At 74.2% G+C, this 14,901-nt stretch carries 12 protein-coding genes; 5 read left to right on the plus strand and 7 right to left on the minus strand.

All coding sequences use genetic code 11. The features are described 5' to 3' along the window. Nucleotides 1-275: 275 nt before the first annotated feature. The 3 genes from VG276_04925 to VG276_04935 form a co-directional block, all read right to left on the minus strand. Nucleotides 276-719 carry a hypothetical protein gene (locus VG276_04925; protein ID HEV8648747.1) on the minus strand — a complete coding sequence of 148 codons (444 nt, stop codon included), beginning with the start codon at nt 717-719 and terminating at the stop codon, nt 276-278. Beyond that, nucleotides 712-1,632 carry a bifunctional DNA primase/polymerase gene (locus tag VG276_04930; protein ID HEV8648748.1) on the minus strand — a complete coding sequence of 307 codons (921 nt, stop codon included), beginning with the start codon at nt 1,630-1,632 and terminating at the stop codon, nt 712-714. The genes VG276_04925 and VG276_04930 overlap by 8 nt, the downstream gene beginning before the upstream one ends. A gap of 144 nt (nt 1,633-1,776) precedes the next feature. Next, nucleotides 1,777-2,832, minus strand: a complete 1,056-nt coding sequence (locus VG276_04935; GenBank protein HEV8648749.1) for a hypothetical protein — start codon at nt 2,830-2,832, stop codon at nt 1,777-1,779. 522 nt (nt 2,833-3,354) lie between these two features. On the opposite strand from VG276_04935, the gene VG276_04940 reads away from it, so the two are divergent. Together VG276_04940 and VG276_04945 are read left to right on the plus strand one after the other, a co-directional pair. Then, nucleotides 3,355-4,095, plus strand: a complete 741-nt coding sequence (locus tag VG276_04940; protein HEV8648750.1) for a gamma-glutamyl-gamma-aminobutyrate hydrolase family protein — start codon at nt 3,355-3,357, stop codon at nt 4,093-4,095. Nucleotides 4,096-4,128: 33 nt separating this feature from the next. Next, on the plus strand, nt 4,129-4,320 hold the full coding sequence (locus VG276_04945) for a hypothetical protein (protein ID HEV8648751.1): 192 nt from the start codon (nt 4,129-4,131) through the stop codon (nt 4,318-4,320). A 13-nt stretch (nt 4,321-4,333) separates the two neighbouring features. On the opposite strand, the gene VG276_04950 is transcribed toward VG276_04945, so the two are convergent. Together VG276_04950 and VG276_04955 are read right to left on the minus strand one after the other, a co-directional pair. Then, the gene (locus VG276_04950; GenBank protein ID HEV8648752.1) at nt 4,334-6,178 is read right to left on the minus strand and encodes an endonuclease/exonuclease/phosphatase family protein; all 1,845 of its coding nucleotides are present in this window, start codon (nt 6,176-6,178) and stop codon (nt 4,334-4,336) included. A gap of 296 nt (nt 6,179-6,474) precedes the next feature. Beyond that, complete coding sequence (locus VG276_04955; GenBank protein HEV8648753.1) at nt 6,475-8,838, minus strand: xanthine dehydrogenase family protein molybdopterin-binding subunit; 2,364 nt, start codon at nt 8,836-8,838, stop codon at nt 6,475-6,477. 117 nt (nt 8,839-8,955) lie between these two features. Here VG276_04955 and VG276_04960 point away from each other — a divergent pair, with 117 nt between their 5' ends. Beyond that, on the plus strand, nt 8,956-10,176 hold the full coding sequence (locus VG276_04960; GenBank protein HEV8648754.1) for a cytochrome P450: 1,221 nt from the start codon (nt 8,956-8,958) through the stop codon (nt 10,174-10,176). A gap of 191 nt (nt 10,177-10,367) precedes the next feature. Here the strand turns inward: VG276_04960 and VG276_04965 are convergent, their stop codons facing one another. Continuing rightward, complete coding sequence (locus VG276_04965) at nt 10,368-11,069, minus strand: DedA family protein (protein HEV8648755.1); 702 nt, start codon at nt 11,067-11,069, stop codon at nt 10,368-10,370. A 206-nt stretch (nt 11,070-11,275) separates the two neighbouring features. On the opposite strand from VG276_04965, the gene VG276_04970 reads away from it, so the two are divergent. Continuing rightward, nucleotides 11,276-13,615, plus strand: coding sequence for a fused MFS/spermidine synthase (locus tag VG276_04970; GenBank protein HEV8648756.1), 2,340 nt, complete (start codon nt 11,276-11,278; stop codon nt 13,613-13,615). A 274-nt stretch (nt 13,616-13,889) separates the two neighbouring features. On the opposite strand, the gene idi is transcribed toward VG276_04970, so the two are convergent. Then, nucleotides 13,890-14,432 carry an isopentenyl-diphosphate Delta-isomerase gene (gene idi / locus VG276_04975; GenBank protein HEV8648757.1) on the minus strand — a complete coding sequence of 181 codons (543 nt, stop codon included), beginning with the start codon at nt 14,430-14,432 and terminating at the stop codon, nt 13,890-13,892. A gap of 280 nt (nt 14,433-14,712) precedes the next feature. Between idi and VG276_04980 the strand changes: the two genes are divergently transcribed. After that, nucleotides 14,713-14,901, plus strand: a 189-nt coding sequence (locus VG276_04980; GenBank protein ID HEV8648758.1) for a hypothetical protein, incomplete at its 3' end; no start/stop codon positions are given.

A 14,901-nucleotide genomic window follows, 5' to 3' on the forward strand; every position in this document is an offset into this window, starting at 1 on the left:
CGACGGGGTTCCACCGCCTGGTGGCGGTGGTCCGGCCTGCGGCCACGGGTTGGGTCATACCGACTGCGCTCCCGTGGGGGCGGTGGTCGCCGGGCGCCGTACCGGCCGGGTGCGCCCACCGCACCGACGATCGTGGACCGGGCTTGCTGGATGCTCGATGCTGCCTGGGTTGCCTGGATGCTCAGGCACGGAGTCTATGCGCGTTTTGGCAGGGAGTGTAGAGCCCCCGTCTGGTCGAGGCGGCGCTGCGAGGGCCGCGCCACTCCAACGGACCCCTACGGGCATCGGGAGGGACCCTCCCGCGGGCGCCGGCCGCGCCCTCGCGGGGACCTGCGCGGCTGGTTCGCCGCCCGGTCGTAGGCGTCCCCGTAGAGCGACCGCGGATGCCACCCCAGCACCTCGTCGCAGAACCGCTCCAGGGTGACCAGGCTCATCGTCCCGGCGACCTGTGCGTTGCCGTAGGCGCCGAACAGCTCCGGCCCGAGCAGCTCGCGCAGGGACAGCCGGCGGCGGCGGGCCAGCCGGACCACCTCGGCCAGGACCGGGCGGGCGGGGAGCCGGTTGCGGTCGGCCCCCTGGGCCGGCGCCATGGCCGGCCGCTCGCGGCGGCGGTGGCAGGCGGCGCTGTCGGCGCACCTGGGCCCCTCGAACCCGCGGGTGCCCGGCCGGCCGCACCAGTCGCAGGTCCGGGTCTGGGGTCGCACGGCGGTGTCAGCCATGGTGCTCACGCTCCCCGGCCGGCAGCGCCGAGCCGACCCGCTCGGCCAGCGCGAGGGTCCTGCGGGTCTGGGCAGGCTCCTCGACCGCCAGGCGCGAGGCCTCGGCCGCCACCATGAGGCCCTCCTCGACCTGCTCGCGGTCGAGCAGCCCGCCGGCCACCAGGCTGTACAGCCGCAGGCCGGCCCGGTAGAGGGTGCAGTTGCGCTCGCCTTTGGGGGCGCTTGCGACCTCGGCGAGCCAGCGTTCGAGCACGTCCTGCCCGTAGGGGCTGCCGACCTGGCCCGGCCACGCCTGGCGGGGGGCGGGCCCGGCCTCGGGGGCGAGCCGGTCGCGGAGCGGCAGGGGCGCCTCGGGCAGCGGCGTGTCCAGGTCGCGCACCCAGGCGTAGACCGCGCCGCTGGCGTGCCGGCTCGGGGGCGCGACCACGTAGCCGCCCCGGCCCTGCCACGCCATCCGGCCGAGCCCGCGCGGGTGCAGGCTGCCGAGCCCGGTCGGCGCCAGGTAGAAGTGCCACCCGTCGCCGCCGGTGCGCGCCAGCGGGCCGCGGCCCTTGGCCACGTAGGCCACGGTGAACCAGCGCAGCGCGTTGGCCGCCTGGGAGCTGTCCACGTCGAGCACGTCGAATGCCACGCCGGTGCCGAGCCCCACGTTGGCGAGCGGGAAGCGCCGCCACCACCAGGTGAGCATGTGGGGGTCGGTGGTGGCCGCCTCGAGGCCGCGCGCGGCCAGTGGATGCTTGCCGACCGACTGGCAGGCCGGGTTCCCGCACGAGCAGACGACCGGCGCCCGTGCTCCAGGGCCCACCGGAGTGCGGACCACGGGGTGGTGCAGTGGCAGGACCGGGATGCCACGCTCGGCGTAGGCGAGGGCCGCGTTGAGGTGCTCCTCCTCCTGATCCGGCACGCGAGCCATGGGCGCTCCTCCTTCCCGCAGGCGAGGCGGAGCACCACCGTGCACGAGGGCGCCAACGAGTCGCTCACGAGATCCGCGCGCGCCGTCCGCGCCGGCGGCCGCGCAGCGCGGGCCCAGGGTGACGCCCGCCGATCGACCCTCCGGTCAGGTGCTGCCCTGCCCGGTGCGGCGGCGCTGGAGGACGTCGGCGATGGCCATCACGTCGTCGTCCGGCGCGGGGGCCTGGCCCGGGCGGCCGCCGCGGCTCGGCCCGCCGCCCCGGCGTCCCTGCCCCTGCAGCACGTCGGCGATGGCCATCACGTCGTCCGGCGCGGCCGCCCGGCCGCCTGGCGCGGGATGGGCGGCCGGGCCGGCGGGGGTGTCCGGCCCGGCCGCCAGCCGGTCGGCGATGGCGTCCAGGACCGGCCCGACGAACCACGCCCGCACGCCGTCCGCGCCGGTCCGCGCACCGTCCGGGCTCACGTAGGACCGCACGAAGCCGCGCACCCGCCGCTCGTCGTGGCCGCGCCCGACGAGCGCCATCACCAGCGCCTCGACGAGCGGGTCCTCGAAGGGCTCGACACCGGCCCGCGCCCGCTTCTCCCCGGGCGCGGGCGCCCACCAGTCCTCAGGCTCCGGCGCCCGCCAATCCTCAGGCTCCGGCGCCCGCCGGTCCGCGGGCGTCCCGGCCCGCCGGTCCGCGGGCGTCCCGGCCCGCCGGTCCGCTCGCGTCCATGAGTTCGCCCGGGCCTCACCGGGGTGGTCTGCTTGCGCCCACGCGCCGCCGCTCGGGCGGGTTCGACCGGTCCGGTCGGTCTGGGGTCTTGCGGGCCGGGCCGGTCCGGTCCGCGTGGGCGGGGCCTGCCCGCCGCGGTCCCCAGGGCCCCGGCTGGTGGTGTCCGCGGGGCGCTGTCCGGGGCCGGGGTCGGGGCCCGCGTGGTCGCGCGGGCGCCCCCCGGCCTGCGAGGACGCAGTGGCTCGCCGCGCCGCCGGCGTCGGCTCCGGACCGCGGCTCTCGCCGGCCCCGCGCGGCTCGGCGGTACGGTCGCGCGCCGCCAGCCGGGCCTCCCGTTCGAGCTCGTTGTGCTTGCGGATCCAGAACTGCACCGGCGCCGTGTACGGGTCGAGGTCGCGGGCCTGCTGGACGTGGTGCGCCTCGTACAGGTGCCGGAACAGCGCCTGGGGGCTGTCGATGACCTCGTGGTCGGCGTCCTCGGACATCTCGCCTGCCCCTGCCCCGGTCGGTTCTCGAACATGCGTTCGATGGTACCGCAGGTCCGGCACCAGTTCCACGCCCCGCCGGGTCTCGGTTCCACGCCTCGCCAGGTCTCGGTTCCATGCCCCGCCAGGTCTCGGTTCCATGCCCCGCCGGGCCTCGGCAGAGGTCATCCACAGCTGTGGACAACCTTGTGCATGGCCTGTTGTGACTACGATTGATCTAGTCCTGGTCGGCCGTGCGCCAGCCTTGCCCGGCTTCTGGCTGATCCGCGTGTCTGTCTGGACATGGCGGCACCTGCCCTGAACCTCACGTACGTCGGTATATGGCGGTTCTTGGATCCGGCCGGCCTGCTTCCCTACACTGCACGTCGACCTGGCACGGGCTGCCCCGCGGCGTCGACGCCCAGGGACAGCGAGCCTTGACGCTGGTATCACCGGCGGCGCTGGGTCGCTCGGTGTCATGGCAGGCCGAATTAGGCTGCTCATGCTGCCGTCGTCGTTGCCCGACCGAGGAAAGGACGTCCGATGACCACCCCCCTGATCGCCGTTCCCACCGCCCACGTCGAAGCGGGCGCGGTACGGGGCTGGCGGACGGGAGGGTTCGCGGTCGCCGAGACGTACGTGGACGCCCTGCGCCGCGCCGGGGCCCGGCCGGTCCTGTTGCCGGCGGGCGAGCCAGCGCCGGCCGAGGAGGTGCTCGCCCCGTTCGACGGCGTGCTGCTGACTGGCGGCGGCGACCTGCAGGCGGGCAGCTACGGCGCGCAGGCGCACGCGGCCGACTTCGACGTCCAGCCAGAGCGCGACGACCTCGAGCTGAGCATGGTCCGGGCCTGCCGCCGCCTCGACCTGCCCCTGCTCGGAGTCTGCCGCGGGCTGCAGGCGGTCAACGTCGCCCTCGGTGGCAGCCTCCACCAGCACCTCCTGGACCTGCCCGGGCTGATCTCCCACGGCCACCCCTTCGGGGGCGACCCGGTGGTCCACGACGTGCGCATCCAGCCCGGCACCCGCCTGGCCGTCGCCTCGGGCGCCACCACGGTGCACGCCGTCGCCCGCCACCACCAGGCGGTCGACCGGCTCGGCGCCGGGCTGGTGGCCACCGCGTGGACCGAGGACGGCATCGTCGAGGGGATCGAGCTGACCAGCGGCTGGCTCGTCGCCGTGCAGTGGCACCCGGAGGCCAGTGCCGCGACCGACCCCACCCAGCAGGGGCTGTTCGACGTCCTGGTGGAGGAGGCCGGCAAGCGGGCCCTGGCCCGCGTGGCGTAGCGATGCGGATGTGCAGGATCGGGCCCTGGTCCAGTGGCGGCCGCGATCAAGGACGGTGCGCTGTCGCCGTCGGATGCGATCGACGCCCTGACCAGATGGCAGCCGTTCCTGGACCGCCGTCTGCACACCGAGCGGTTTCCGGCCGCGGGCTGGACGGACTTTCCACCTGCCGTGATCACGCCGCTGGCTGCACTCCCAACACCGCTGCCGGCCAGGTTTGAATAGGTGAGTGTGTGGGCTACTCGGGTGACGGCCGCCCGCGCAGGTCCAGGCGAGCCACCTGCGGATCGTGGTCGGAGGCCTGGTCGGCGAACTCGGCGTTGACGTGCACCGGATCGTAGTCGATCGGGAAGTTTCCAAGCAGGGTGTTGCTCACCAGGATCTGGTCGAGCACCTGCGAGTTGCCCTCGAACACATACGAGTAGCGCTCGGCCTTGGGCAGGGTGTCCATCAGTGTCGTGAGCACGCCCCCTTCTAGGAGCTCGACCGTGTCGGAGAACTCGAAGTCGTTGATGTCGCCAAGCACGATCACGTTCGCCTGGGGATCGACCGCCACCAGCTCGTCCACGAAGTCGTTGACGACCCGCGCCTGGGCGTGGCGGGCCTGCTCGCTGTAGCGGATCGGCGGCTGCCACCGGCCAAACAGCGGGTCGTCGTCACCCTTGGAGCTGAAGTGGTTGGCGATCACGAACACCTTCTTGCCATGCATGCGGAACTCGCCGGCCAGCGACTTGCGGGTATCCACGAACGCCGGGTCCTGGGGGTCGACCCGGCCCGGGCTGAACGACAGTTGCGGCCCCGCGGGCTGGTCGACCACGGTGGTCGCCGTGGTGGCGTCGCCGCCGGGGCGGTCGACGAAACTGAGGCCGCGGTCGGTGCGGAACAGGAAGCCGACCCGGATGTTGCCGCCTGGCTGGCCGCCGTCCTGGTCGTCCACCGGGTCGATCTGCCGGTACTGGTAGGCCGGCCCGCCGGCGGCCCGGATCGCGTCGATCAGCAGCCTCCAGGTGACCGAGGCGTCGGTGATGGAGCTGTTGGCTGCGCCGTCGTTGTCCTGCACCTCCTCGATCGCGAGCAGGTCGGGCGAGCGCAGGTTGTGCACGATCAGCTCGGCGTGGCGCGCGAAGGCCCCGCCGTCGCCTGGATCCAGGTTCTCGACGTTGTAGGTCCCCACCACGATCTCCCGATCCTGCGGAGCACGGGTCGCCTCGCGCTGCAGGCCGCCGTCGGCGCGGGTGAGCGGGGCGGTGACGTTCAGCTTGAAGTTGCCGAAGCTGTAGTCCATGACCCCCACCACCGACGTGGTGAAGCCGTCCCCGACGTTCGCCACCGGGGTCGCCAGCAGGGTGTCGTCCAGGATGATCCGCTCGGGGTTGAAGTCCTCTGGGCGGATGACGATGCCGCCGCGGACGGTGTCGACGCCCGCGTGCGCGCCCTGGTCGCCGACCACCGGGATCTCGCCGAACTGATTGCGCGGACCGACCACGAGGGCCTGGTTCACCTGGACGCGCATCCCCTCCAGGCTCTCGTAGAAGTCGATCCCGTCGGAGGCCGGGTCGAACACCCCGCTGGTCTCCACGCTCCCCGAGGCGTCGTCCTCGATCACCATCGAGGGCGGGACCCGTCCCCCCGCCCCCACGACCGTGGGGGCGGGCAGGGGGTTGCCGCTGGAGAGGACGGCCACGCTGAGCCCCGGCGTGCTGATCTCGGTGGTGGTCAGGTTGTCGGCCGACGCGCCGCCGGGCCGGAACTCAAGCACTCGTCCGCTCACGCTCACGTGATCGCCGACACTGACCACAGCGCCGACGCCGGAGCCGAACACGAGGATGCCCTCGGAGGTGGCCTGATCGGTGTCCGGGGTGGGGTCCTGCATCCAAAAGCTGCTGGAACGCTCGACGGTGACGACCCCCTCCACGCCCGAGACGTCCTCGCCGCTGAAGGGCGAGACATGGGCGGCGTCCTGGATGTCGTGGATCTGGCTGACGACCAGGTCCGGCGAGCTGGCGGTCGCTGGGACGGCAGACAGCGCTGTCAAGAGGCTGAGGGCCGCGGCCACCAGCCCGACGGTGCGCAACGAACCCATACGTTCCCCCTCAGTCAGCCCGGCCAACGAGGCTATCTGCAAGGCGTGGGCATGGCAATCCGGGCATGGGTCCCGCCGGTGCGGGAGCCGTCCCGGGTTTCCTGCCGATGCCACCGACTTTCCCTAGCCCGCGAGAACCCGAGCCCCACGCCCACCCCGCCTGCCAGACTCCGTACCGGGCCGCCGCCGTACCGAGCCGCCGCCAATGATCGTGAGCGCACGCGAAGCGGGGCTGTAGTACCAGCGACCAAAGGATCGCTAATTGCCGGAAGCGCCTCACGATGAGGATGGCTGGGTCAGCGTCTGGCGGCCTGGATCGCGCGCCAGACCCGCTCGGGCGTGAGCGGCATGTCGACGTGGGTCACGCCGAGGTGGGCGAGGGCGTCGACGACGGCATTGTGCACGGCGGGCGTCGAACCGATCGTGCCTGACTCCCCGATGCCCTTGGCGCCGAGCGGGTTCAGCGGCGTCGGGGTCTCGGTGTGCATGGTCTCGAAGCCGGGCAGGTCGGCCGCGCTCGGCATCGCGTAGGAGGCCAGCGTGCCGGTCACGCAGTTGCCCTCCTCGTCGTAGCGGACCTCCTCGAACAGCGCCTGGGCCACCCCCTGGGCGATGCCGCCGTGGACCTGGCCCTCGACCAGCATCGGGTTGAGGATGCGCCCGCAGTCGTCGACGGCGACGTGGCGGACGAGCCGGGCCCGGCCGGTCTCGACGTCGACCTCGGCCACGGCCAGGTGGGCGCCGAACGGGAAGGTGTTGCCGGCCTGCTCGAAGTCGACCTCGGCGGACAGCCCAGGCTCCATGCCGGGCGGCAGCCAGGCCGGGTCGGCCGCCGCCTCGGCCAGCCGAGCCCAGGACAGCGCGGTCTCGGGCGCGCCCGCCACCCCGAGCCCCTCACCCTCGAACACCACCACGTCCTCGACCGGCGCCTCCAGCAGGTGGGCGGCGAGCTCCCTGGCCTTGGCCAGGACCCGCTGGCCGGCCTGGAGCACCGCGCTCCCGCCGATCTGGAGGGAGCGCGAGCCCATGGTCCCGTTGCCCCTCGGGACCCGGCCGGTGTCGGAGTGGACGACCCGGACCGCCTCGCCGGGCAGGCCGAGGGTGCCGGCCACGAGCTGGGCCCAGGCGGTCTCGTGCCCCTGCCCCTGCGGCGACGTTCCGGTGGCCACCGTGACCCGACCGTCCACGCCCACCGTGCAGACGCCCACCTCGGACTGCCAGCCGGTCATCTCCACGTAGACGGACAGCCCGATGCCGAGCTGCGCTGCGGCGCCCCGGCGGCGGCGCTCGGCCTGCTCGGCCCTCAGGTCCTCGTAGCCGGCCGCCTCCACGGCGCACCGCAGCGCGCCCGCGTAGTCGCCCGAGTCGTAGCTGGCTCCGGACGCGGTCCGGTAGGGGAAGGCGTCGGCCGGGATCAGGTTGCGGCGGCGCAGCTCGGCCGGGTCGAGCCGCAGCTCGGCGGCGAGCAGGTCGACCGCCCGCTCGAGCAGGGCGGTCGCCTCGGGCCGGCCGGCACCCCGGTAGGACGCCACCGGGGTGGTGTTGGTCGCCACACAGACCACGTCGACCTCGATACGGGGGATGCGGTAGACGCCCGAGGCCATCCTCCGCGTCAGCTCGGGCAGGTAGGTGGCGAGCGGGTAGGCGCCACAGTCGGCCAGCAGCCGGACCCTGAGACCGCTGAGGATGCCGTCGGCGCCCGCGCCCAGCTCGACCTCCTGGACCTGGGCGCGGCCGTGGGTCATGGCCAGCATCGTCTCGGAGCGGCTCTCGGCGTGGCGGACCGGCCGGCCGAGCCGCAGGGCGAGCGCGGCCACCACGAGCTGCTCGGGGGTGACGGCGATCCGGGCGCCGAACCCGCCCCCGGCCGCGGGGGAGACCACCCGGACCAGCTCCTCGTCGAGCCCGAGCGCGGCCGCGACCTCCTCGCGCACGGAGAACGGCGCCTGGCAGGGCGTCCACAGGGTGATCCCTCCGGTCTCCGGGTCAGGCACGGCCAAGGCGGCGCCCGGCTCCATCGGCACCGGCGCCAGCCGCTGGTTGACGAACCGGGCCCGAACCACCACCTCGGCCTCGTCCAGCCCGGCCGGAGGTCCTCGCCAGGGCCGCTCGACCACGAGGTTGCTGCCGTGCTCGGGGAAGAGCACCGGCGCGCCGGGGTCGAGCGCGCGCACCGGGTCGGTCACCGCCGCCAGTGGCTCGTAGTCGACGCCGACCAGCTCCGCGGCGTCGACCGCCGCCGCCCGGGTGTCGGCCACCACCACCGCCAGCGCCTCGCCGAGGAACCGGACCCGCTCGGTGGCCAGGACGGGCCGGGCGAAGGCGGCCGGCGCGCCGTCCGGTGACAGCGGCGGCAGGCCGAGGTCGGCGGCGGTGAACACGCCTGCGACCCCGGGCATGGCGGCCGCCTCCGCGGTGTCGATGCCGGTGACCAGGGCGTGGGCTACCACCGAGCGGACGAAGGCGGCGTGCAGCGCCCCGGGCGCGGCCAGGTCGTCGGTGTACCGGGCCGCCCCGGTGACCAGGGGCGGGTCCTCGACCCGGCCCACGGGCCCGCCGACCCGGCCTCCGGCGCCGCCGACCGGGCCGCCGGTGCCGCCGAGCCGGCCGCCGCTGTCGCCGAGCCGGCCCTCGGGGCCGCCGAGGTGGTTGGACTGCATGAGCGAAGCGTAGAGCAACCCGCGCCCGGGCACATCCGGGACCGGCGCATACCCGGCGCATACTGGAGCCCCGCCGGTCCCGACCGGCGGGCGACGGTCGGCACGCGGGAGGTGGGCATGAGCACGACGCCGGGCGCCCTGGGCTTCGCCCCTTGGGATCTCGCGTTCGTCGCCGACCCCTACCCGGTCTACGCCGAGCTGCGGGAGCGCGGCCCGGTCCACTACGACGAGGCCACCGACCACTGGCTCGTGCCGCGCTACGCCGACGTGAACGCGCTGCTGCGGGACCGCCGCTTCGCCCGCACCTACCTGCACGTCGCCACCCACGCCGAGATGGGCCGGCCCGAGGAGTCCGACTGGCACGAGCCGTTCTGGGAGCTGATCCGCAACGGCATGCTGGACCGCGAGCCCCCCGACCACACCCGCCTTCGCAAGCTGGTCTCCAAGGCGTTCACCCCGCCGATGGTCGAGCGGCTCCGCGGCCGCGTCCAGGCGGTCATGGAGGGCCTGGTCGACCAGGTGGCCGGCACGGGCACCGCCGACCTCGTGGCCGCGGTCGCCGAGCCGCTGTCGGTGACGGTCATCGCCGAGATGCTCGGCGTGCCAGCAGCCGACCAGCACCTGCTGCGGCCGTGGTCGGCCGGGATCTGCGGGATGTACGAGCTGAACCCAACCGACGACGCCGCCCGGCGGGCGGTACAGGCCAGCGTCGAGTTCTCCGAGTACCTGCTGGCGCTGGTCCGCGAGCGGCGCGCCCGCCCGGCCGACGACCTGGTCACCGCCCTCACCCGGGTCGTCGACGAGGGCGACCGGCTCACCGAGGGGGAGCTGGTCGGCACCTGCGTCCTGCTGCTCAACGCCGGACACGAGGCGACCGTCAACGTGACCGGCAACGGCTGGTGGGCGCTGTTCCGCAACCCCGACCAGCTCGCGCGGGTCCGGGCAGACCCCTCGCTGGTGCCGCGTGCGGTCGAGGAGCTCATGCGGTACGACACGCCGCTGCAGATGTTCGAGCGCTGGGTCCTCGAGGACGCCGACATCCACGGCGTGACCGTGCCCCAAGGCGCCGAGCTGGGACTCCTGTTCGGCTCCGCCAACCGTGACCCGGCCGTGTTCGCCCGGCCCGACGCCCTGGACGTCGCCAGGGCGCCCAACCCGCACCTGTCGTTCGGGGCCGGCACCCATTTCTGCCTGGGCGCGCCCCTGGCCCGGCTGGAGCTCGAGGTCTCGTTCGCGACCCTGCTCCGCCGCCTGCCCGGCATGGAGCTGGCCACCGAGCCGGCCTGGCGGCCCGCCTACATCGTCCGCGGGCTCGAACGGCTCGACGTGACCTTCTAGTGTCCCGAATCGTTGATCCGTTGGTGTTCTCAGGCGACTCTTGGTCCTCCGACCAGGAGGTTCACGGCCACGAAGATGGAGCGAATCAGTAACTCGGGACACTAGGACGAGGACGTCACCGGCGCGACGTGACCGTCCAGGACGGCGAGGTCACCGGCGCGACGTGACCGTCCAGGACGAGGACGGCGACGTCAGCGAGTCGTCAGGTCCGACCCCCGCGTCTCGCGGCGGCGGGCCGCCAGCCGCCGTCCCACGAGCACGACCACGGTGAGCACAATGGCCGCGTAGACCGCGTAGTTCACATAGTCGCTGTACCGGCCGACGGTCTCCCAGCGCTCACCGAGCACGTACCCCAGGCTGATCAGCACGACGTTGTAGACGCCGCTGCCGAGCGTGGTGTAGAGGGTGAACCGGAGCAGCGGCATCCGCTCCAGGCCGGCGGGCAGCGAGATGAGGCTGCGTACCGCGGGGACAAGCCGGCCGAGCAGGACCGCCATGCCGCCGTAGCGGTCGAACCAGGCCTCGGCCCGCTCCAGGTCGGCCACGTCGACGAGCGGGACGCGGTCGATGATGCGCACCAGCCGTGCCCGGCCGATCGCCGCGCCGGCCCAGTACAGCACCAGCGCGCCAGCCACCGACCCGGCGGTCGCGGCGACGATGGCGGTGATCAGCGCCATGCGGCCCGTGCTGGCCAGGTAGCCGGCGAGCGGCAGCACCAGCTCGCTCGGGATCGGCGGGAACAGGTTCTCGAGCGCGACCAGCACGCCGACGCCGAAGCTGCCCAGGGCGCCGACCACGTCGACGACCCAGCCGGCGAATCCGGTGAGCTCCTGGCCGCCCGAGGCGGCGGCCGCGACCGGGGGGTGGGAGGGGGACAGAAGGGTGTCGATCATCACCCGAGCATGCCCGATCAGGCGGGTCGCCAGCCACCGCGCAGGCCGCCCCGTGTCCGGACCGTCACCAGAACGTCACCAGGCCGCGCCCGGCCCAGGCAACCACCGCCGGGGTGGGCACGCCGGTGGTGAGCGCACCGGTTGCCCCGTTCGGCCTCGATCTGCAAGCCTTCGACCTCCGAGTCCAGCACCGACGAGGAGCCGTCGTGGCCGTCCAGACCGCCCCTGCCCGTCCCCCGAGCCCCGCCGCCACGCCCCTGCGCCGGCCGATCCTGGCCCTGTTCGTCGCCTCGGGCGCGGCCGGCCTGGTCTACCAGGTGGTGTGGTCGCGCGAGCTGGTGCTCGTGTTCGGCAACACCACCCAGGCCGTGGCCACCATCGTCACCGCGTTCCTGGCCTGCCTGGGGCTGGGCAGCCTGGTCGGCGGCCGGCTGGCCGACCGCGTCAGCCGGCCGCTGCGGCGCTACGGCGCCCTGGAGCTCGGCGTGGCCGCGTTCGGCCTGGTCCTGCCGTTCGTGTTCGGCCGTCTGGGCGACGCCTACCGGGGTCTGTACGGGCAGCTCGTGGAGGCGCCCGCCGCGCTCACCATGGTCCGCTTCGCGCTGGCGTTCGCGGCCGTGGCGCCGGCGACCTTCCTGATGGGCATGACCCTGCCGGTGCTCACCCGCCACCTGGTCCGCAGCCTGGACGAGACCGGCGCCCGCATCGGCGAGCTGTACGCGGCCAACACCCTCGGGGCCATGGTCGGCACGCTGCTGGCCGGGTTCGTGCTGATCGAGCTCCTCGGGCTCCGGCTCACCAGCTACGTAGCGGTCGGGCTGAACGTCCTGGCCGGGCTCGGGGCGCTGCTCCTCGGGCGCATGGAGACGCCCTGGTCGGCCAGGCCCGAGCGCGCCATGCCTACCGGCGCCGCCGCCGCCGCCGCGCCCCCCGCGCGGCGGCGGCGGCGGCGCCGGATCGTGCTCGGCGCGACCTTCGTGTCCGGCTTCGTCGCCCTCGGCCTCGAGGTGCTCTGGACCCGGATGCTGGCCGAGGGCACCGGCTCCAACATCTACATCTTCTCGGGCATCCTGGCCGTCTACCTGCTCGGCATCGCCCTGGGCAGCGCGGTGTACCGGCGCCGGTCCCGGCCGGACCGGGACCGGGTCGGGGCGCTCGGGCTCTGCCTGGCCGGGGTCGGCCTGGTCGCCCTCCTGACCGTCGTGATCGGCAGCGGGGTGGCCGGTACCCACCCGTTCCTGCTGGAGGCGGTGGTGGTGCTGCTGCCCGCGACCTTCCTCATGGGCTACGGGTTCCCCCTCGCCGGCCGGCTGGTGACCCGCTCGGCCGACGAGGCGGGCGGCAGCGTCGGGCTGCTCTACGCCGCCAACACCGCCGGGTCCATCCTGGGCTCGTTCAGCGCCGCCTTCCTGCTCGCCGGCAGCATCGGGACCAACGCGTCGGTGCTCCTGCTCGGCGCCGTCAACCTGCTGGTCGGCGCCGCCCTCGTGGCCACCGAGCCGGCCTGGCGGAGGCGTGCCCAGCGCCTGGCCGGGGTCGGCCTGGCCGGCGCGGCCGCCCTCGCCCTGGTCGCCTCCGCGCTGGACCTGCCGGTCACCCGGACCGCGACCGAGAACGAGCTCCGGGCCACCGGCGACGCCATCACCCACGCCGAGGACGAGCTGGCCACCGTGGACACGGCCGCGGGCAAGGGCTACAGCCGCCGGCTGCTGATCGGCGGGGTGGGGGTGACCTCGCTCACCGTGGACACCAAGCTCATGGCCTACCTGCCCAAGGCGCTGCGGCCCCAGGCGCGCGACTTCCTGGTGGTCGCGTTGGGGATGGGCGCCACCTACCGTTCAGGGCTGGAGCTCGGGCTACGCACCGACGTGGTCGAGCTGTCACCGACCGTGCCGAGCCGCATGCCGGTGTTCTTCGCCGACGCCGACCGTTACCTGCGCCATCCCAACGGGCGGGTGATCGTGAGCGACGGGCGCAACTACATCCGCCTTTCCAGCAAGCGCTACGACATGATCGCGGTCGACCCGGCCCCGCCGATCGAGAGCGCCGGGTCGGTCGTCCTCTACACCCGGGAGTTCCTGACCGAGGCGAAGGCGCGCCTGAACCCGGGCGGGGTCTTCTTGCTGTGGATCCCGTACGCGCTGCCCCTCGACGACTTCAAGGCCCACGTCCGCACGGTCGACCGGGTCTTCGCCCACAGCCGTGTGCTGCTCTCGCCGGGCCGCCACGGGGCCTACCTGCTCGGGTCGGACGCGCCCATGGAGTTCGCCGACGCCGACGTCGCCCGGGTCCTCGGCTCGGAGTCGGCCCTGCGCGACCTGGGCGACGTCCCCGACTTCCCGCGAACCGACGCGGCCGGCTGGGTCCGTGCCGTGCGCCGGGCCGACTGGCTCAGCGACGCCGAGGTCACCGCGTTCACCGGCCCCGGTCCCGACATCACCGACGACCGCCCCCGCTCCGAGTACTTCCTGTGGCGGCGCGCCTTCCTCGACGACAAGGCCTACGTCCACGAGGAGGACCTGCGGGCGGCGAGGCCGGGGGCGTAACCCTGGGTGGCGAGGCCCGGAGCGCAACCCTGGGGCGGCGACGGCCCCCGGGGCGTAGCCCTGCGGGAGGCGAGGCCCCGTGCGTAGCCCTGCGGAGGCGACGCCCCGGGGCGCAAAAGTGTCAAGGGCTGGCCGGCCGGGCGCGACCCGGCCGGCCGCCCAGCACCAGGCCGGGGGGGCCGAGCCTGGTACGTCTGTGATCCTGCACCGCGCGGCCCTCTCGCACAAGTCCCTTGTGCGAGAGGGCTTGTGCGCACCGGACGGTGTGCCTGGGTCAGGCGGACCGGCCGCCCCGGAGAAACCGGGTCACACGGCCTCCGGCGTCGAGCTGGACCGCCTGCAGGCGCGACCAGGGGGACAGCCCGCTGCCCACGCTGGCCGCGTCGGCGAGGAAGTCGGGCCAGGACCGCCAGTGCCAGCCGTCGACCTCGCTCGGGTCGGGTGTCGGCTCGGCGCCCACCCGGCACAGGAACACCGGGCAGCGCTCGTTCTCCTCCACGCCGCCCGCGCTGGCCCGGTAGGCGAAGTCGGGCAGGGCCAGGCGCAGGTCGGTCGGGTCGAGGGCGAGCTCGTCGCGCAGCCGGCGCCGCACCGCGTCGGCGACCCGCTCGCCAGGCGCGGGATGGCCGCAGCAGGTGTTGGTCCACACCCCCGGGAAGGTCCGCTTGGCGCGGGACCGCCGGGTGACCAGCAGCCGCCCGCGCCGGTCGAACGCGTAGCACGAGAACGCCAGGTGGAGCGGTGTCGACGGACCGTGCACGGCCGCCTTCTCGGCCTCGCCGATCGGCCGTCCGTCCGGCGCGAGCAGGACCACCAGCTCCGCCGGGCGAGCACGGTCCGGCCCTGGTCCCTGGTGGGCGCGATCGTTCGGCTGGCGGACGTCGGGCACGGCAGGCTCCCGGGAGGGGGACGGTACAGGGGCGAAGATACAGGCCCGCGAGGACCGGCGCGGGCGGGTGAGGACCGCCGGCTTCACGTGGTGGCTCGCCGAAACTCCCAGCCGGCTCACAGCCGCCCCACAGCTGGTGTCAAGCCGCCACCCGCACCCTCAGTGAGGACCCTTCAAGGAGGGACGAATTCAAGGAGGGACGACGAGCATGATCCGCTTCGACCATGTTGAGGAGCCGCCCGACGGTGGCGAGGGCGAGGGCGGCCAGACCCAGCCAGTGCCGCCCACGCCGTACGACCAGCTGCCCTCGCCCTCGGTTCCGGCCTACCCCCAGCCGCACTCGTATGGCTGGACGTCCCCGCACGGCGTGCCGCCCTCGTACGGCGGGCCGCCGACC

The sequence above is a fragment of the Actinomycetes bacterium genome, from assembly GCA_036000965.1.
GTDB lineage: Bacteria > Actinomycetota > CALGFH01 > CALGFH01 > CALGFH01 > DASYUT01.

Coding starts and splice junctions, on each gene's coding strand:
- VG276_04960 (HEV8648754.1), top strand. CDS start 8,956: ATGAGCACGACGCCGGGCGCCCTGGGCTTCGCCCCTTGGGATCTCGCG.
- VG276_04935 (HEV8648749.1), bottom strand. CDS start 2,832: ATGTCCGAGGACGCCGACCACGAGGTCATCGACAGCCCCCAGGCGCTG.
- VG276_04950 (HEV8648752.1), bottom strand. CDS start 6,178: ATGGGTTCGTTGCGCACCGTCGGGCTGGTGGCCGCGGCCCTCAGCCTC.
- VG276_04965 (HEV8648755.1), bottom strand. CDS start 11,069: ATGATCGACACCCTTCTGTCCCCCTCCCACCCCCCGGTCGCGGCCGCC.
- VG276_04940 (HEV8648750.1), top strand. CDS start 3,355: ATGACCACCCCCCTGATCGCCGTTCCCACCGCCCACGTCGAAGCGGGC.
- VG276_04925 (HEV8648747.1), bottom strand. CDS start 719: ATGGCTGACACCGCCGTGCGACCCCAGACCCGGACCTGCGACTGGTGC.
- VG276_04930 (HEV8648748.1), bottom strand. CDS start 1,632: ATGGCTCGCGTGCCGGATCAGGAGGAGGAGCACCTCAACGCGGCCCTC.
- VG276_04955 (HEV8648753.1), bottom strand. CDS start 8,838: ATGCAGTCCAACCACCTCGGCGGCCCCGAGGGCCGGCTCGGCGACAGC.